The sequence below is a fragment of the Pseudomonas sp. LBUM1669 genome, assembly GCF_059695705.1.
Genome location: NZ_CP166785.1, coordinates 259,963 through 279,859 on the forward strand (window position 1 = coordinate 259,963; position 19,897 = coordinate 279,859).

7 protein-coding genes and 3 pseudogenes are annotated in these 19,897 nt (G+C 56.8%); 6 read left to right on the forward strand and 4 right to left on the reverse strand.

Features of this window, described 5'->3' with window-relative positions:
• Positions 1-250 precede the first annotated feature (250 nt).
• From ACA051_RS31080 to ACA051_RS31090, 3 genes and pseudogenes are all read left to right on the forward strand, one after another.
• Entirely contained in the window at positions 251-11,827 is an 11,577-nt protein-coding gene (locus ACA051_RS31080) for an autotransporter-associated beta strand repeat-containing protein (protein WP_497375773.1), read from the forward strand.
• 243 nt (positions 11,828-12,070) lie between these two features.
• Positions 12,071-12,352 carry a hypothetical protein gene (locus ACA051_RS31085; protein WP_497375775.1) on the forward strand — a complete coding sequence of 94 codons (282 nt, stop codon included), beginning with the start codon at positions 12,071-12,073 and terminating at the stop codon, positions 12,350-12,352.
• A gap of 458 nt (positions 12,353-12,810) precedes the next feature.
• Positions 12,811-13,407: pseudogene (locus tag ACA051_RS31090) on the forward strand (transposase); the annotation flags it as partial.
• A gap of 149 nt (positions 13,408-13,556) precedes the next feature.
• Here the strand turns inward: ACA051_RS31090 and ACA051_RS31095 are convergent.
• Together ACA051_RS31095 and ACA051_RS31100 are read right to left on the reverse strand one after the other, a co-directional pair.
• Positions 13,557-14,307, reverse strand: a protein-coding gene (locus ACA051_RS31095; protein WP_497375776.1) for an IS5 family transposase whose coding sequence is annotated in 2 segments (ribosomal slippage) — positions 13,557-13,871 and positions 13,873-14,307 — 750 coding nt in all. Because the reading frame shifts where the segments join, the coding sequence is not laid out codon by codon here.
• A 265-nt stretch (positions 14,308-14,572) separates the two neighbouring features.
• Entirely contained in the window at positions 14,573-15,601 is a 1,029-nt protein-coding gene (locus ACA051_RS31100) for an aldo/keto reductase (protein ID WP_497375778.1), read from the reverse strand.
• 635 nt (positions 15,602-16,236) lie between these two features.
• Between ACA051_RS31100 and ACA051_RS31105 the strand changes: the two genes are divergently transcribed.
• Positions 16,237-16,986, forward strand: a complete 750-nt coding sequence (locus tag ACA051_RS31105) for an IS5 family transposase (protein ID WP_497375737.1) — start codon at positions 16,237-16,239, stop codon at positions 16,984-16,986.
• Between the two features lie 107 nt (positions 16,987-17,093).
• A pseudogene (locus ACA051_RS31110) lies at positions 17,094-17,324 on the forward strand (transposase); the annotation flags it as partial.
• A gap of 28 nt (positions 17,325-17,352) precedes the next feature.
• On the opposite strand, the gene tnpC (ACA051_RS31115) reads toward ACA051_RS31110, so the two are convergent.
• Together tnpC (ACA051_RS31115) and tnpB are read right to left on the reverse strand one after the other, a co-directional pair.
• Positions 17,353-18,885 (reverse strand): IS66 family transposase, encoded by a 1,533-nt coding sequence (gene tnpC / locus ACA051_RS31115; protein WP_497370753.1) that lies wholly within the window; start codon positions 18,883-18,885, stop codon positions 17,353-17,355.
• A gap of 18 nt (positions 18,886-18,903) precedes the next feature.
• Positions 18,904-19,263 (reverse strand): IS66 family insertion sequence element accessory protein TnpB, encoded by a 360-nt coding sequence (tnpB, locus tag ACA051_RS31120; RefSeq protein WP_024647222.1) that lies wholly within the window; start codon positions 19,261-19,263, stop codon positions 18,904-18,906.
• Between the two features lie 78 nt (positions 19,264-19,341).
• Between tnpB and tnpC (ACA051_RS31125) the strand changes: the two are divergent.
• A pseudogene (gene tnpC / locus ACA051_RS31125) lies at positions 19,342-19,872 on the forward strand (IS66 family transposase); the annotation flags it as partial.
• Positions 19,873-19,897: the final 25 nt, after the last annotated feature.

Below are 19,897 nucleotides of genomic sequence, written 5' to 3' on the forward strand. Positions count from 1 at the left end.
GGGCGGTTAGGTTCTCAAAAAAGGGTGTTCCTCGCATTTGAACTGAGCCCTGAACTAAGAGATTCACGGTTCAAGGTTTATTGACTCGCCCCCTAGGAGTATGAGGCCTTTCCGCATTTCTACAATGTTCCTATTGCCCTTCTTGCCAAGTCTCGTAAAGACCGTATCCATTTGATCTTGGCGCAGCCCGGTCAAGCGCATCACGCTGTCAGTGCGTATGGCCGACAAGAAAAAACAAAGGACGAAGATCATGAATCATGTATTCCGTGTCGTCTGGAGCGCCAGTGTCAGCACTTTTATCGCGGTCAGTGAGCACGCCAAGTCCCACACAAAGGGGGCTCGCACGGGACGTTGGAACAGTATAAAAAATGCCCTGATAATTCTGCTATCTGCAAACATAATGCTCAGCACTATGTTGAATGCGGCGACCCGATATTGGGATGTCAATGGCACCGGGGTTGGCCTGGGTGGAACTGGCACCTGGAATACCTCCAGCGCTATCTGGAGCGCTAACAATGATGGTGTCAGCGGTCCTTACATACCGTGGAGTAACGTAGCGTTCGATGACGCAATCTTTAGCGGCACTGCAGGTGCCGTGGCGTTGGGGGCGCCGATCAATGTACACAATCTAACCTTCCAGACCACGGGCTACACGCTCAATGGCAGCACACTGACGTTGGGCGGGGTGTCCCCGACCATTACTTCCAATCCGGGCGTCACCACCACGATCAACTCCATCATCACCGGGACGGTGGGTTTGACCAAGGCCGGCACCGGCAACTTGACCCTCAATGGTGTCAACACTTTTAGTGGCGGTATAAACCTGGGGGCCGGTGGTCTCTTTGTCAACGGCGACGCGGCGCTCGGTGCCGCCGGCAATAACATTACCATGGCCAATGGCACCCAGCTGGCCAGTACCGGAGCACTGGCCGCCAGCCGTGTGATTAATGTTAGCAGTGGCTCCGTGATCCTCAGTGGAACGGGAGTAGGCTCGGCTCGGATTACCGGTGCAGGTAGCATTAATGCGCAGAGTGGGGTCATCCTGACAAATGATGCGAACGACTATACCGGCCAGACAGTATTTTTTCACCCAGGCTTCGGTGGTACCTATACCTTCACCTCCATTGCCGACCTCGGCGTGGCCAGTTCGCTGGGCGCGCCGACCACCGTGGCCAATGGCACCATCAGCGCAAATTCAGGCGGAGGGGTCGCCACATGGGTGGTCTACAGTGGCACAGGCAACAGCTCCAACCGCAACTGGGCTTTGAATTCCGCCGGAGCCCCGGCGCCGGTAACTTTGATCAACTCAGGTACCGGCACATTGGCCCTGACCGGCAATATCGCGATGTCCGGGCTCGGGGCGGGTCATATCGGATTCACTGCCAATACGGCCGACCTTATGTTGCTGGGGGTGATCAGCGGTACCAACGTCCCAACAGTCGTCTACGGTGGCAATATCGGACGGAGTATTACGCTCGGCGGCGTCAATACCTATACCAGCGCCAGCAACATGAATAACGTGACGGTGCGGGCTGGCGTGCTGGCGGACACGGGCGTGGCCAGCTCCCTTGGCACCGGCACGCTAGGCGGCATTAATATCGCCAGCAATGGCGTGCTCAGCTACACCGGCGGCGGTGCCACCAGCAACCGTTTTTGGACGCTCAATAACGGCACGATAAATAGCGACGGCGGCGGGGCTCTGACTCTCGTCGGCAATCTGGCAATCACCAACACCGGTACCCTAGGCGGCAGCTTCACGGGCAGCGACAACCACTTCACGGGCATCATCTCTGGTACCGGTAACCTGGCCAAGAGCAGCGTCGCAACCTGGGTGCTCGACGGCGCCAACACCTACACCGGCACCACCACCGTCAACGGCGGCACCCTACGTGCCGGTAGTGCGCAAGCCTTCGGGGCACCCGCCGCGGCGGTGGTGAACGGTGGCACGCTGGACCTCAACGGCTTCAATACGGCTTTTACCTCGCTGGCTGGTACGGGGGGGAGCGTTGCCTTGGGCAGCGCGACGTTGACAGTGAACGGCCCCGCCGGCACCAACACCAACTACGCCGGCAGCATCACCGGCAGTGGCGGACTCTCCAAGTTGGGGGCCAGCACGTTGACACTGAGCGGCGTCAACACCTATACCGGAGCGACCGCAGTCAACGGCGGTACGTTGGGCCTGAACTTCGCCGCCGCCGGCGCGCCGACCAGCAATATCATCCACAGCACCTCGACTTTAAATATGGGCGGTGGCACATTCAATGTAATTGGCATTGGCGGGGGGGCGTCTACGCAGACCTTTAACGGTCTCAATGTCACTGACGGTAACAACACGATCAGCGCGACCTCCGGGGCCGGGGGCAGCAGCAGCTTCAATTTCGGGGCGATCACCCATACGGGGGGGCTGATCAATTTCGGCTTGCCCGTCAGCGGCAACTTCACCACCAGTAACACCACTCTGGGTGGCTGGGCCACAGTTAATGGCACCGATTACGCCAAAGTGGTGGCTGGCAACATCACAGCATTCACCCTTGCTGATTACACTCAAAAGGACAATGCGGCCAATTGGCTGGCCAACGAATTTATTACCGATACGGCCGGCTTCTTCGGAACCGTAGGTAACAGTGTGCAACTGGCTGGCTTGCGGTATACCCGGCCAGTGTCCACCACCGTCACCATTGCGGCCGGTCAAACGCTCGGGTTCGATGGCGTCATCATCGTCGCACCTTCGGTAGGCGCGTTTAATCAAACCGTGACGGGTGGCTCGATCAGCGGAACCCTCGGGGGGGGGGGGTTAGGGATCCAGCAGAACAGTACCGGTAACTTCACCATTGATTCGCAGATCATCGACAACGGTGGCAGCATCGGTTTTACAAAGGTGGGCACCGGTCTTGTCACACTGACTAACGCCAATAATCTGTATACCGGTCCAACGACAGTGTCGCAGGGGATTCTCTCCGTCAGCAACATTGGTAACGACGGTGTGGGGAGTGGCATCGGTGCTTCCGCAGCCGCGCCATCTAACCTGGTACTGGCGGGCAGCACGCTGCGCTACACAGGCGGCACGACCATAAGCGATCGCGGTTTCACGACGTCCAAGTCCGGTGCAGTTCTGGGCGGCTCGATTGATGTCAGCAACGCGGTCACCAATTTGACGTTCAATGGTCAAGTGACCAGTGGTGATAATGCCGGCTTTACCAAACTCGGCCCAGGGATGCTGACGCTTGGCAACTCGGCTAATAACTACACAGGCGCCACCACGGTCACTGGCGGCACGCTGGCGGTAAACACCCTGGCTAATGGCGGCCAGGTCAGCGGCATAGGCGCTTCCAGCAGCGCCTCCAGCAACCTCGTCCTCAACGGCGGCACGCTCCAATATAACGGTGGGACCACGAGCACCGACCACGGCTTCACTGTCGGCATTCCTGGTGCTGGTGGCAGCAGCGGTGGCATCAGCGTCAGCAACGCCGCGACCACCCTGACGATGAGTGGTACGGCAGTAGGTGATGACGGTCTGCGCAAGGAAGGTACTGGCATCTTGGTGCTCTCCGGCACCAATACCTACGCGGGAGGAAATGCGGTCAATGCCGGCACGCTGCGGGCAGGGTCCACCCAGGCTTTCGGCAACACAGCCAACACCCTGAACGTGGCGAGCGGAGCCACAGTGGATCACAACAATTTCAACACCTCGATCGGGGCGCTCGTTGGCGGTGGCAGTGTGACCCTGGGCTCCGCGACGCTGACGTCCACCGCTAACAGCGGAACATTCAGCGGGGGCATCAGTGGCAGCGGCGGCTTCACGCGGGGTGGGGGATTCGGCGGCATTGCCCAAACGATGTCCGGTTGTAACAATACTTATACCGGCGTCACCAGCCTCAACGGCGGCCAGATCAACGTGGACTGCCTGGCTAATGGCGGTCTTGCCAGCGGCATAGGTGTCTCCTCCAGCGTGTCTTCCAATCTGGTATTCAACACGGGCTTGCTCCGATACACAGGCGGTAGCGTCAACATCGACCGTGGATTCACGTCGCAGAGCGGTGTGGCCGCCATCGACGTGGCCAATGCGGCCACCACCTTGTGGGTCGGTGGAACGGTTGTGGGTGGTGCCCCTGTGCGAAAGGACGGTTCCGGCACCCTGGTGCTGTCCGGCAACAACACCTATACGGACGGTACACAAGTCACCGCGGGCATCATGCGCGCCGGTTCGGCGACAGCCTTCGGCACCGGCCATTTGGACATGAGCAACGCGGCGGGTGCCACGCTGGATGCCAACAGTTTCAACCAGACGTTCACGTGGTTACAAGGTGGCGGCCCCACGGGCGGCAATATCACGATGGGGACAGCCACCCTGACACTCAGTAATGGGAACGGCCAGACCTATGCCGGCGCTATCAGTGGCAGCGGCGGGTTGGTTAAAAACGGTGCGGGTACTCAGAAATTGTCAGGCTGTAACAGCAGTTACGGCGGTAGCACCACCATCAATGGTGGCATATTGTCAGTTAACTGCCTGAGTAATGGCGGCAGTAACAGCTCGATTGGCAACTCTGGGGCGCTCGCGAGCAACCTGCTGATTAATGGCGGCACATTACAGTACCTTGGGACGGGCTCAAGCACTGATCACCTGTTCACGTTGGGCACCGCAGGTGGGAGTCTAGATGCCTCGGGTAGCGGTGCGGTTCAGTTCACCAATAGTGGCCCCTTGGTTATGGCGGGCACCAACACCGCACGTACACTCACACTCACCGGCACCAATACGAACAGCAATCGTCTGTCGGCGCAGTTGACCAACAATGGCACCGGCGCCATCTCGCTGACCAAGTCCGGCACCGGTACGTGGGAACTGGCCAATGCCGGCAATACCTACACCGGCATAACCACCATCAATGGTGGTGTTCTCAGCGTCACTGATCTGGCCGACGGTGGTGTCGCCAGCAGTATCGGGGCTTCGTCCGGTGTGGCCAGCAACCTGGTAATCGGTAACGGTTCGACCCTGCGTTACCTGGGTAGTGGCGACAGCACCAATCGGTTGTTCACGCTGGCTCCCGGTGTTGCCTTCATCGAGTCATCGGGTACGGGCGCGATTAACTTTACCAGCACCGGCGCGGTCACCCTGTCGGGTACCAACACCGCACGCACCATCGCCTTGGGCGGCACCAACACCGGCAACAATACTCTGGGCGGGACCATTGGTGATAACGGCACCGGTGTGACAACGCTGGCCAAAAATGACAGTGGTACCTGGGCGCTGACGGGTAACAACACGTTCACCGGTAATACCGTCATCAATAATGGCAACCTGATGATCGGCAATGGCGGCACCAGCGGCAATGCTGGCAGCGGTAATGTGATCATCGACTCGGCCAGTTCGACCTTATCGATCAACCGCAGCAATAACTTTGTGTTCAGTGGCACCTTGAGCGGGCCCGGGACGCTGGCCCAGATCGGCACCGGCGTCACAACGCTGACCTCTGCCAACAACGTCGTCGGTGCGACAAGGATCAGTGCTGGCACTCTTGATGTGAATGGCGCGCTCACCACGCCGACGATCGGCATCAATGGCGTGTCCACTCTCAACGTGGATGGCACGGTGCAGGCCACCGGGGGCACCGCGACGCTAATCACTGGTGACGCAGCAGCCAGCGCCGTCAACGTCAATGCAGGCGCCACCTTGCGGGCCAATGGTGACCTGGGTGATGGCACCGATGCCCTGAACCTGACGGGTACACTCGATACCGGCACCGCTGCTTTGAGATTGGGCGCGGGCAACGACACTCTGACCATAAATGATGGCGCGCTCATCACGGGTGTTGGCATCGACGGTGGCAGTTCCACTGGGGCTGACACGCTGGTGGCGAACAATGCCTTCGCGCTGACACTCGACGGTGCAAGTGTAAGTGGCTTCGAGTTTTTGAGCAAACAAAACGTCGGAACCCTGACGACCATCGGCAACCAAAGTTTCAGCGCGGGCACCTCCATTGCTGCAGGTGTATTGGTGCTCAGTGGTGACTTGACTACACCGACCATGACCTTGGGTGATGACACCGTCTTGACCGTCGACGGAACGCTGCAAGCGGTCGGCGCTACCACCAGCTACATCACCGGCAGCGCCGGTAAGAACACCGTGATCATCAATGGTTCGGCCCTAGCGAGCGGCGACTTGGGGGACGGCGATGATGTATTGGATGTAGCCGGAACCCTCGGTACCGGTCCAGGGGGCTTTGCGCTAGGTAATGGCGATGACACCCTGACCATCCATGATGGAACCAAAATTCTAGGGGCGGTTTCCGCTGGGGCAGGGACGGACACGTTCAACACAGACCTGGCCTTGAGCGCCGATCTGAGTGCGGTGCAAGGTTTTGAAACGCTTAGCAAGACCGGGGACGGTATGCTCCACATTACAGGGCCACTGTCTTCTGACTTTACGACTGTGAATGTGCTCCAGGGCACTGTGGACGTTACTGAGGGCGGCAGTGTGGTGCCAGTGCTCGGCAATTCACTGAATACCCTGGTGGCTGCAGGCGCCAGACTTAATATCAACGGCAACTATGGCTGCGGCGCAGGCAATGACACGATGACCGTGTCGGGCATGGTGTCAGGCAGCGGCACGATCAATCTGTGCGACGGTAACGATACTTTGACCCTCAATGATGGCGCTGTATTAACTAATACCATTAGCGGCGGTACGGGTGCGGCTGATGTGCTGCAGCTCAATAACGCAAGTGTACTCAGTGTCAATGTCGGCACTACCACCAACTTCGAGTTACTACAAAAAGACAATCTGGGTGAGGCGACGCTGGTCGGCAATCAAAATTTCAGTGCGGGAACGCTACTCAATGGCGGCACATTGGCCGTAATGGGCCTGATTGATACCCCCATGGTGATCATGGCGGACGACACCACGCTGAAGGTCGATGGAACCCTGGGCGCGGTGGGCGGCACAGCCTTGCAACTGACAGGCTCTGGCGGGGTGAACACGATTACGGTTGGCGCTGGCGGGACCTTGAGGGCCACAGGGGATCTGGGGGGCGGTAATGACACACTGGATGTGGTCGGCACGCTGGATGCTGGTGTGGGCGGTACGCTTACGTTGGGCGATGGGAATGACACCTTCGTGGTGCATGACGGCACGACAGTGACAGGCACCGTCGCCGGTGGCGCGGGTGTCGATACCCGGGTCTATGACTTGACGGGGACGGCGAATGTCGATGCGCTGATCGAGTTCGAAGGCCTCACCAAACGAGGCACAGGTACATTCAATCTGACCGGGCCTGCGGACTCGGAGTTGGCAAATGTCGTGGTCGAAGCCGGTACGCTGGATGTCCAAGCGGGCACGAACGTAGTTGCCCAGGCTGGCAGTGCCTTGAACGCGCAGGTTATGAGTGGTGCGACCCTCAATATCGATGGCAACTGGACCGGCAGTGATCAAAGCGACAGTTTAGATATCGCGGGCAGGGTGAGCGGCAGCGGCACTCTGAGTCTGGCCGATGGCAATGACACCCTGATCCTGCGTGACGGCGCCGATTTGAGCGCACTGACCAACGCCATTGACGGTGGCGCGGGCGCTGATCTGCTGGTGGCGGATATTGCCAGCAGCGCAACTTTGGGCGGGGCGGCTAATTTTGAGTCGTTGACCAAAAGCAATATCGGCACACTGAACATAAACGGTGCGTCGCTTTCCGACTTCACCACTGTGTTGGTAGAGGGGGGCACCCTGAGCGTATCGACCTTGGGCAGTATCAGTGGAGTGGTCAGCACCACCGTGGACGCGGGTGCTCGATTGAATGTTGACGGCAATTACAGCGGTTCGGTCGGTGACGACACCATGGACGTGTCGGGTGCTATCAGCGGGGGCGGTGATATTGCGTTGGGTAACGGTGATGACGTTCTGACGGTGAACGATGGTGCTGATTTGAGTGGCTTTACCGGGACCCTTGACGGCGGTAACCACAGTGCCGGCGACAAAATCGTGCTGAACAATGCACAGGCGCTGACGTTCGGCACGGGCACTATCATTAACTTCGAAACCCTGATCAAGACCAATACCGGTATCGTCACGCTAACCGGTAACCAGAGTTACAGCGACAGTACTCAGCTTGAAGAAGGCACGTTGCTCGTCACTGGCAATCTTGGAACGCCGACGGTGACCATGAAAGATGACACCTCATTGATCGTCGCGGGTACCTTACAGGCAGTGGGCGCTACCCAAGCGTTGATCATCGGCAGTGCGGGGCAGAATACGGTCACGGTGGTGGATGGTGGCGTGCTCACGGCAACCGGTGATCTGGGCGACGGCAAAGACACCCTGGACGTCGCCGGGACCCTCGATGGAGGGGTTGGCGGCAGCTTCACGCTAGGCGCTGGTGATGACACGTTTGTACTGCATGACGGAGCGACTGTGAACGGTACGGTGGTCGGAGGCGCCGGTTTCGATACGCGCATCTACGATCTGGCGGGTATCGCCAATATCGGCGCCGTGACCGAGTTCGAGGGGCTGACCAAACGCGGTATCGGCACCTTGAACCTAACTGGCCCCGCCGATTCCGAATTGGTCGCGGTTACGGTTGAAGCCGGGACCCTCGATGTCCAGGCCGGATCTCACGTAGTAGCGCAGGCGGGTAGCGCGCTGAACGCAGACATCGACAGTGGTGCGACTCTCAATGTCGACGGTAGCTGGACCGGCAGTGCGCAAAGCGATCACATGGACGTCTTGGGCACACTGAGTGGTAGTGGAACTATTGATCTGGCGGATGGTGACGACACCCTGACCCTGCATGAAGGTGCGGATCTCTCCGGGCTGACCAATCCACTGGATGGCGGCGCTCATATACCAGTCGGGGACACAGTGGTGCTGGATGTCGCCACAGGGTTTACGCTTGACGGCAGTAAAATCGTCAATTTTGAAAACCTGAAAAAACAGAACATTGGCACCGCCACTCTTGTCGGCCCACAGACCTGGTCAAACATTGAGCTCACACAGGGAGCGTTGAATCTGGGGGCTACGGGGGCGCCAGCCACGCTCGTCGCAGACACCCTCATCATGGCGGACGATACGAGCTTCCTGGTCGCTGGCGGTCGCACGACAAGCGGCAACTCGGGGCCGGCGATCGCCATCTCCGGCAGTGACGGGGCAAACACGGTCAGCGTGGCTGAAGGCGGCACGCTCAATGCGTCGGGCGACCTGGGCGATGGCAACGACACGCTGGACGTGGCGGGTACCTTGAACATAAGCGGTGTGTTCGACCTTGGTGCCGGCGATGACACATTCAAGGTTTACGACTCGACGACGGTGACTGGCGTGCTGGATGGTGGTGCCGGTAACGATACCTTGAACACCAACGTATCCAATGGACGCACGACGACCCTTGGTAGCCTGCTGAGTTTCGAGTCTCTCGGAAAATCCGGTGCGGGCACATTGAAAATCACCGGTGATTCGAGCTTCGTCGACACCACCATCAGCGCTGGCACACTGGCGGTCAGCGGCAACGTCAGCACCCAGACGGCGACGCTGGCGTCAGGTGCAACGCTGGATCTGCAAGGTGGGCATTTTAACGGCACCTCAGACGCCGACACCTTCGATATGTCCGGGCGCGTGACTGGCACGGGGACAATTGATCTGGCCGATGGTGACGATACGCTGACCCTGCACGATGGTGCGGACCTCTCTGCACTTATTGGCGCCCTCGACGGGGGGGCGGGCACCGACACAATTGGAGCGGACATTTCCACTGCCGCAACGTTGGGCTCTACAGTCAACTTTGAAACGTTGAACAAGGGCGGGGCGGGGACGCTGACCCTTGCTGATACAGGAAACTCGGATTTTTCGACGATCAACGTCACTGCCGGAACCCTGGCTGTTGCCGCAGGCACATCCGTTGTTGCCCCTGCAGGAGGGACACTCGATACCCTAGTTGCCAGCGGAGCGACGCTGGCCGTCGATGGTCACTTTGGTTGTGGTGCCAGTAATGACAGCCTGACCGTCTCGGGTCATGTGACAGGCAGCGGCACCATCGATCTGTGTGCAGGCGATGACACCCTGACACTTAATGATGGTGCAGACCTCCAAGGCTTCACCGGTATCCTCGTCGGGGGCACCAACTCGGCAGTGGGCGATACGCTGGTGTTGAACAATGCCGCGGACCTTACCTTCTCCGCCGCCCACGTGACGGGTTTTGAAGTGTTGCGCAAAACTAATACCGGCACCGCGACGCTGACCGGTGATCAAGCCTACAGCATCCGTACGACGGTCGATGCAGGGCAGCTTGATGTTGCCGGTCAGTTGACGTCTCCTTCCGTCGAGATAGGCGCCGGTGCAGGATTGGCCGGCTCCGGGCGGATCGTCGGTAATGTACTGAACGAGGGCACAATCGCCCCGGGCAGTCACGGTATAAGAACGCTGACGGTCGACGGGGATGTCACTTTCGGCGTCCATTCGGTTCTCGCCGCTGAAATTGCCCCGTCAGGCGCGGCCGACCATTTGAACGTGTCAGGTACGGTGTCGATCGCCGGCGGTACCGTTGATATCGCCGCTGAGGGCGGTACGTATGCGCCCGGCAATCGCTGGACACTGATTAGTGCGGGTAGTGGCGTCAACGGCACGTTCAGCAACACGCAATTTTCGTTGCCATTCCTCGACCTCACGCTTGGATATGACCCGAACTCGGTCTATTTGCAGGTGGCGCGTAACGACACCTCCTTCACCGATTTTGCCACCACAGGGAACGAGCGGAGTGTCGCTGGAGGTCTCGCGTCGCTCGATCAGAACTCAGCGCTGGCCCTTTCTGTGCTGAACCTCCCGGATGCCGATACTATTCAGCAGACCTATAACCATCTTTCCGGAGAGATTCACTCCAGTCTGTTTGGCGTTCTGCTGGATGACAGTCGCTTCATCCGTCAAGCGACCCTGAACCGAACCTGCAATGCGCAGAGCGAGCAGAGAGACGCACTACCTATTGATAGGAGGCAGTCCACCTGTCCGGTGATGCCGCACGACTCAGGGGGCAGTTTCACTCTTTGGGGCCAGGCGTTCGGTTCATTCGCAACCATCGATGGCAACGACAATGCGGCACAAGTGAAGCGGGACGTGAGCGGCCTGTACCTTGGTGGCGATACACAAGTTGCCGATAACTGGCGTGTGGGCCTAGTCACCGGCTATGAAAACAGTAGCGTCGATGTCAACGAGCGCCAATCCTCGGCGAGCGTGGACTCCTATCATCTAGGGATTTACAGCAATGGGGTTTTCGGCCCGCTCGGTGTCCATCTCGGGGCCGTGCATACCTTGCATAAAGTCGACACCAAGCGTGCAGTTGAACTGGCCAACGTGATACAGACGCCAAAATCAAGCTACGACGTTCAAACGGATCAAGTGTATGGTGAGCTGTCCTATAAAGTTCATGCACAGGGGGAACCGTTGGAACCGTTCGCCGGTCTGGCCTACGTCCAACAAGGCGGCGATGACTCTTTCCATGAGTTCGGGGGAACAGCTGCACTTGAAGGTGGCAAAACCCGTCATAGCCTTACGTACTCTACGCTTGGCGCCCGGGGGGCCGTAACGATTGGGCGAATTAATCATGCGACGGTATCGGCGAGCGGATCGGTCGCCTGGCAGCGACTCCTTGAGGGATATACTCCCGAGCGTACTTTCCAGTTTGAAGGTTCCTCACAATTCAAGATCGAAGGCGCGCCCGTTGGACGAGACAGCTTTCCGGTCGAGGTGGGTGTGACCATCGACTTCGCCTCGGCTGCAAGGTTGATCGTGGGATACCGAGGTCAGTTCAGTAGCGAATACGCGGATAATGGAGTAACGACCTCATTGTCCATTCCTTTCTGAGTCGATTGAACAATGACAATGGTGTCGCGGGTTCTTGATGACGAAAGGGGAGGCTAGAGGGGCCAGGTCATTCGACGACATCAGTTGACCTCTCAATGACTAATTGATGATTTTTTAATTCGAATGGCCAAAGGACCGCTGTCAGATAAGTTCTGCGATGGCCCGTATGGAGAGGTTCGGATATGAGGAATAATAAATCAATCAATGTGCCGCGCTGGGTAGTTTAAGCTGCCATTGAATGCGATGGCCGTTTGGGCCGATCTGGAAAATGATATCTGGCGGCACGAACTGGTTAACGCGATGAGACAGCCGATAACTGATGAAGCAGTGTGTGATGAGGAAAGAAAACTCGCGCTATTGAACGCATTGCGGATGGTTTACTTGGAAGCCTATAACGACAAGCTGAAGGATTTATTGCACGAGGTCGTCAATCGAGCTGTTCTTTTGGGGTGGGCACCAGACCTGATCAAACAAATAAACTCTGTACTCAAGCAAGCTTATGTGGAAGGCTCGAATGAAAACTGAAAACCTTGTCGGAGTTTTTTGACGCTCTCCGTCCGATGTTGACTAGTAGCATCCATGCATCGGTATGACGCCAGTACGGATTGAACAATATAGAAATGGTTAAGTGCTAGTTTTTCATCAGTGAAACAGCCTAATGCTCTGCAAAACTGAAAAGTATATTTATTATTAGCAGTGCTATAAAAAAACGTCGAAATCACCCTGCCAGTCGATGCTTTTATTAGGATGGAGGCAGGTGTTCACTGAAAATCCAGGAGGGGTTCGTGTGTGATGCCGGAAATGGCGTTGCGATATGTTCGCGGTTATGCAAATGAATGGAATGAATATTTCGCTTGATCGTCTTTCTTAACGGCGCACTGGGTTTAAACCGGGGAATAGCGAGCACCGTGAAACATTGGATCACTTTAGAAAGCCGCAAGAAAAAATTATTAAGAATGGGAGGATATTTTGGAGTTAGCAACAACTTCTCGAACCTGATGAAAAAGCATGAGTTAGCCTGCGGAGCTTTGTAGATCATCAACGGTTTTTGGGTGACCGTGGCCTGATGTTGAGCCAAGGCACCGTGGTCGATGCCACGATCATTTATGCGCTTAGCTCGATCAAGAACAAGGCCGGTACCTGGACACGCGCCGGCCCAGACAGTAATCAATGGTAACAGACGAAGGGCGCATATGGGTGTAGACGAGTCAGACCTGGTGCACCGCCTGGTGGGCACCGCGGCCAATGTCGCGGACGTGACGCGGGTCGATCAATAGCTACACGGTGAGAAAACTTACGTGTTTGGCGATGCAGGTTACTGGAGTAGACAAGCGTCCTGAAGATTTTGGCTGCAATATGATCTGGTCGATTGCGGCCCGACCAAGAAGCTAAAATAAACACCATAGCTTGATCGCCCGCATACGACAAAAAAATCGAATGTGCGAAAGCGCATGTTCGAGCCAAGGTTGAGCACCCATTTCGAGGCGAAAAACATCGCTCAGCAGACGACATTGTTCCCGCTGTCGGGACTATGGATGGTGCGAAAACGATTGATGAGTATGGGCGAGGCACGTCTGTAATGTGGGCTAATAACCAGAAGCTGCGCGATTATTGGAAATAACCATGAGTTAGGGTGATTATTTGACTGTCTTAGGTTTTTGAGCCTCTACCAAAGAGGGCATCAAAAATCGCTGACTACTTCAGACCTTCCCTAGGGGCTGTTCCCGTTTCACATGGGTAACCAGAGGAAGGCACAAGCCATAGCCACCACGCTTTCGTAATTTCTCTTGAGTTTGTCGAAGCGCGATGCGACCGCTCGATAGTGCTTCAGCCGGGCAAAAGCGTTTTCTACCAGGTGCCGGTTGCGGTAAAGCTCTTTATCCAGATCCGCATTGCCTTTCACTGAGTTGCGTTTTCTCGGAATCACGGCTTTGGCACCTTGTTGTTCAACCTGTTCGCGTATGGCCTCACTGTCATAACCTTTGTCCGCAATGATCGTTTCAGCAGTGGGAACCCTGGCAATCAACGCAGACGCCTGTGTGCAGATCGTTGATCTGGCCTCCAGTGATTTCAAACACGACTGGTAGCCCGTAGGCATCTACAGCCAAGTGGATCTTGCTGGTGTTGCCTGCTCGGCTTTTCCCTATGGCCTCATCCTTGCTACTGGCAGCACCTGCACTGTGCTGGTGGGCCTTGGCATAGCTGCCATCGATGAAAACCCATTCCATGTCCGGTTCAGTCACCAGCGCCTGAAAAACCTTGAGCCACTTACCTGACGCGGACCAGGCATTGAAACGCTTGTAGACTTTGCTCCAGCTTCCGAATGCCTCGGGCAAGTCTCTCCAGGGGCATCCTGTGCGCATGCGATACAGCATGCCTTCGACGGTCATCCGTAGATCACGCTTGTTGTAGATGGCCTTGTGCAGCAGAATTTCCCGCAGCTTCGACCAGTGCTCATCACTGAGCAGTAATCGGGGCATTGCAAGCTCGTATTGGTGTTGTGTGAGAGCTATAACGATACGAGCTTGTTCTTATATATCAATGGCTTAGATCGAAACGGGAACAGCCCCTAGGGCTGTATATGGTTTCCTAGCCGAGTACGGCCAGGAAAATGAATGCGCACTGCCTTTTCCGAGCTTACTGTCGAGAAAGAGGCGTCGAGCGCAGGCAACAGGTATGTGTGCGCTTTCTATTCGAGTATCCCCTTCCGGCACTTCGAGTCGAGGGGATTTGGCTGGTCTTTAGTCAGACCAAGTTTGGGTTGCGCTCGAGGAAAACCTGCTGATGCCAGTAGGGGTAGACCCGCGTTGTCGCACTAGCCGCATCGAGTTCAGCAATCTGCTCCACGGCGAGCTTCCAGCCAACCGCTCCGAGATTTTGGCGCAGTTGCGCTTCGTTGCGCGCACCAATAACCACACTCGATACTGTCGGTCGCTGCAGCAGCCAGTTAAGCGCGACCTGCGGCACGGTCTTGCCCGTTTCGGCGCTAATCTTCTCGAGCGCATCGACGACTCGGTACAGCAGTTCGTCGGGAACTGGCGGCCCCATGTCTGCCGTCGCATGTAGGCGGCTGTTTTCGGGCAACGGCTGACCGCGGCGGATCTTGCCCGTAAGTCGACCCCAGCCAAGCGGACTCCATACTACGGCGCCCACACCCTGGTCTTGGGCAAGTGGCATTAGATCCCACTCATACTCGCGGCTGACCAGAGAGTAATGGGCTTGGTGGGCTACATAACGCTCGTAGCCGTAGCGCTCGGCGACGGCCAGCGACTTCATCAGGTGCCAGCCCGAGAAGTTCGATACGCCTAAATAGCGCAGTTTTCCCGCGCGTACCAGATCGTCGAGCGTGGACAAGGTTTCTTCCACTGGCGTACTCGCATCGAAGCCATGTAGCTGGAACAGGTCGATGTAATCGGTACCCAGTCGCTTGAGCCCTGCATCGACCGCCCGCACCAGATGGTGGCGCGAGGACCCCACTTCGTTCGGCCCTTCGCCGCTGCGAAAGGTGGCTTTTGTCGAGATGATGAGTTTGTCGCGCGCCCGGCCCTTGATCGCCTCGCCGAGTACCGACTCAGCGGCGCCGTCCGAATAGATGTCAGCACTGTCGAACATATTGACGCCCGCATCGATGCATATGTCGATCAGCTTGCGGGCCTCGGCCACGTCAGTGTTGCCCCAAGCGCTGAAAAAATCGCCTTTGCCAGCGAAGGTTGCAGTGCCAAAGCTTAATACAGGGACCTTGAGGCCTGATTTACCAAGGTGGCGGTATTCCATAGTGCTACTCCTTCAAAGATAGCGCGGCGTTTAATATTGCAGCCACCTAAGCCTCTCAGCTGGGGCGGCGAGCTTCGCCTTACGATTAGAGTGGTGCCGGCCTGAAGCCATGCACAGTATGAATAACCCAGTGTGGAATGAGATTGCCATGATTGTCATACATTTACCCAGCTACGCTAACTCCATACGCACCTGCCTCATGTAGGAAACGGACTAAATGATTGTAGGAAATATCTCGGCCTCGCTGGTTGACCTCGCAGCTGCCTTCGGTGGCTTCCACTGAGCCATGTGGAGCGAGGGGTGAGGCTCTATTGCAGCACGATGATCAATGAGAGCCCATCAAAGATCTGGTCCAGGCAATGTCAGCGACCAAGTTAGTACGATCCAAAGCGCGGGATCGCTGGACCGGCATCTCTACGAATCGCGCAAACTGATGGGTGTTTCTTCCTGAAGCTGAAGCAGTTCCAACGGATACTCTCCCCGGCTTTCAGACGACGTTGAGACTTATATCTGCCGTCATTTAACCAGACTACCTGACAGCTCTAGGGGCTGTTGACGTTTCACCGGAACAGCAGAGGAAGAAGAGCAAACCCGCAGAATAGAGGTTCCAACACCGACAATCCTGCGAGCTTGCAATGCCCCGAGTGATGCTCAGTGACGAGCTTTGGTCGAAGCTGGAAAAAATTCTGCTTCAGCAAACTATTTACCACAAGCCTGATTTGCGATTGACCGTTGAGGGGATGCTCTACCGGATGCGCGTTGGTTGTCCGTGGCGAGATCTGCCCAGCGCTTTTGGATGCTGGAACTCAGTCTCCAAGCGCTTCAATGCGTGGTCGGTGGCTGGCAAGTGGCTCAAGGTTTTCAATACGTTGATCGAAGACCCAGATTTTGATTGGGCTTTCATCGACGGAACCTATGTGAAGGCCCATCAGCACAGCACGGGGGCCGCCAGTGACCAACCAGAAGCGATCGGCAAAAGCCGCGCTGGCCATACGAGCAAGATCCACCTGGCTGTCGATGCACATGGCTTGCCTGTGGCTTTCGAGATCACTGGAGGTGACGTCAATGACTGTACTGCCGCCCGTGAATTAATTGCGCAGCTACCATCAGCCGAGGTCATCGTTGCCGACAAGGGCTACGACAGTGAGCGTATTCGCGAACAGATCGAAGCCCAAGGTGCTCGACCAGTGATCCCGAGAAAGCGTAACTCAATCAAAGGCAATGGCGATCTGGATAAAGGCCTTTATCGCTACCGGCACTTGGTCGAAAATGCCTTTGCGCGACTGAAACATTACCGCGCAGTGGCGTTTCGATACGACAAACTGAAGAGGAACTATGAGAGCACGGTGGCTATGGCCTGCGGGTTCCTCTGGTTACCCATGTGAAACGTCAACAGGCCCTAGGGGCTGTTCCCGTTTCGATCTAAGCCATTGATATATAAGAACAAGCTCGTATCGTTATAGCTCTCACACAACACCAATACGAGCTTGCAATGCCCCGATTACTGCTCAGTGATGAGCACTGGTCGAAGCTGCGGGAAATTCTGCTGCACAAGGCCATCTACAACAAGCGTGATCTACGGATGACCGTCGAAGGCATGCTGTATCGCATGCGCACAGGATGCCCCTGGAGAGACTTGCCCGAGGCATTCGGAAGCTGGAGCAAAGTCTACAAGCGTTTCAATGCCTGGTCCGCGTCAGGTAAGTGTAAGCGCTCCATAAAACCCACCTAGTCAAAGGTGGGCGGTGCGGTTAGCTATGAGATTGGGGTGCGCATTTCCAAGGTAGCAGGGCTTCGTAATCTTCCACCGAAGCCGCCATTGGCAGGCGCTCAAGTGCGTGGCGCAGCCACGCATAGGGCTCTTGGCCGTTGGCTTTAGCAGTCTCGACCAAGCTGTAAAGTTGAGCGCTAGCCGTCGCCCCTTTTGGCGTGTCGCTAAACAACCAGTTTTTTCTTCCGATAACGAACGGCCGTATTGCACGTTCTGCGGCGTTGTTGTCGATGGGCAAGTAACCTTCCTCGACGTACCGCTCGAGTTTGTTCCAGTTGTTTGCCAAGTAGCTGACGGCTTTGCCCAATGCGTTCTGTGTAGTCACGTACGGCAGCGTCTTTAGCATCCAGTCTTTCAGTTGACTCAGCACGCTGGCGCTCAACTCCTGGCGGCCTCTTTTCCGCGCCTCATCACCACTCCGTTTGTAGGCGATCTCGATGCCATATAGTTTACTGATCAACTTCAATGCGATGTCGGCCCGTCCTGTCTTGCCCTTGGGCTGTACTTTTTGCGCTTCGACAAATTTACGCCGTGCGTGAGCCCAACACCCTAAACGTTCAACTCCGGCCTGTGCTCCCAGCGCGTTGTAACCCGCGTAATCGTCAGTCATGACGTAGCCGCGATAACCTTCGAGCAGGCGCGACGGTACCTCCTGCGCTCGGCTGGTGGAGTAGTCGAAAAGGATCACCGGTTTGTCTGGCGGGCCGCCGGTTTGCACCCACATCCAGGACTGACTGCTCGGCTCTCGGTCAGGCTCTTTCAACACCTGTACGCGTGTTTCATCGCAGTGGATGACACGGCTGGCCAACAGGCTATCGCGCATTAAATTCAGCAGCGGCTGGAAGTGCTCGCCGCACTGGATAACCCAGCGAGCCAGGGTCTGGCGCGGAATATCGATGCCGTGGCGGCCTAGTACTTTTTCAAAACGGTGAAGCGGCAGACCGTCCACGTACTTGGTGGTCAGCAGCATCGCCAGAACACTTGGGCTGGCCATGCTTTTTTCAATCAGTTGAGCCGGCTTATCCGCAGTGACCGGTGCGGTCTCACAATCGCGGCAGCCATAAACTTTGCGCACATGTTTGATAACGCGAATCTGCATCGGCACGATTTCAAGCTGCTCGCTGACTTCTTCGCCAATGGCGTGTTTGCGGCAGCCGCAAACGCAAGTCAGTTCATCCTCGGGAAGTTCGTGGATGACTTCGATACGTGGCAGGTCGGCGGGCAGCGGCTTTCGTTTACCGCGACGCCTGGCTGGACCGACGACCTCTTCTTCAGCGTCTTCGCCGACGGGTTCGGCGATGCTTTCAGTTTCGTTGAAAAGAGCTAACTGCGGCGTGGCCGGATCGGCTGTTTGTTCGGACTTGCGTCCGAACAGGCGCTGACGCAGCAGCGCGTTTTCTTCTTCAAGATGAACAATACGGCCCTTGTTAGACTCGCGCTCAAGCAGCATTTGCTCTAGCAATTGCTTGAGCAGCGCAGGATCGTCAGGAAGATCTTTGGGCATTGAAATCATGCCCTGGATTATAACGAATCAGGCCACGAATCGCGGCGTCAAAACCTGATGAGGACGGTTACGCCAGAGGTCGAAACCGTCGAGCATCCAGTTGAGTTCCTGAACAGTTAGGACAATCGCCTCGTCGGTGGCATCGGGCGATGTTTTGAATCGCTCAGATTCAAGGCGCTTGAGCCAAAGGCAGAAGCCGTTGCGCTCCCAGTACAAAATCTTCACGCGGTTGCGCGGTTTGTTGAGGAAGACGAAGAGCACCGGGTCAAACACGGCGACCTTGATGTCCAGCTCGACCAGCGCAGCCAGGCCATCAATTGATTTTCGGAAGTCGACGGGCTTGGGGTACAGATACACTTTTTCGACTTTTGCGTCGGGTCGCATCATGGCGGATGGGCTCCAGAAAGGAATCGGGAGCACAGCATCCGGGATCAATTGGCGGCTTTGAATGTGGGGTTCATGGAGCGGTTACAGTTCTTCGAGTTGCACGCAACGAACAAGAGCCAGATCGCCGAGCAGGCGCTGCGCTACATCCAGTTGTTGTACGAAATCGAGAGCGAAGTGCGTGACCTGGAGCCGGATTTACGATGCCGGATACGGCAAGAAAAAGCCGCACCGGTGATGAATAGGCTGCATGCCTGGATGATTGCCCAGCGTGAACTTGTGCCCGAAGGTTCGGCCATCAGCAGAGCACTCGATTACAGCCTCAAACGCTGGGCAGCGCTGTCGCGCTACCTCAATGACGGGGCCGTACCCATTGATAATAATTGGGCGGAGAACCAGATCCGACCATGGGCCCTTGGACGCAAGAACTGGCTCTTCGCCGGATCGCTACGCAGCGGAAAAAGGGCGGCGGCGATCATGAGCTTGATCCAGTCTGCGCGGCTGAATGGTCATGATCCGTACGCCTATCTAAAGGATGTTCTCACGCGCCTGCCGACGCAGCGGGCGAGTGAAATCGAGCAGCTGCTTCCGCATAAGTGGCAGCCGGTTTAATCACGCAAGACGTGATGCCCGGACG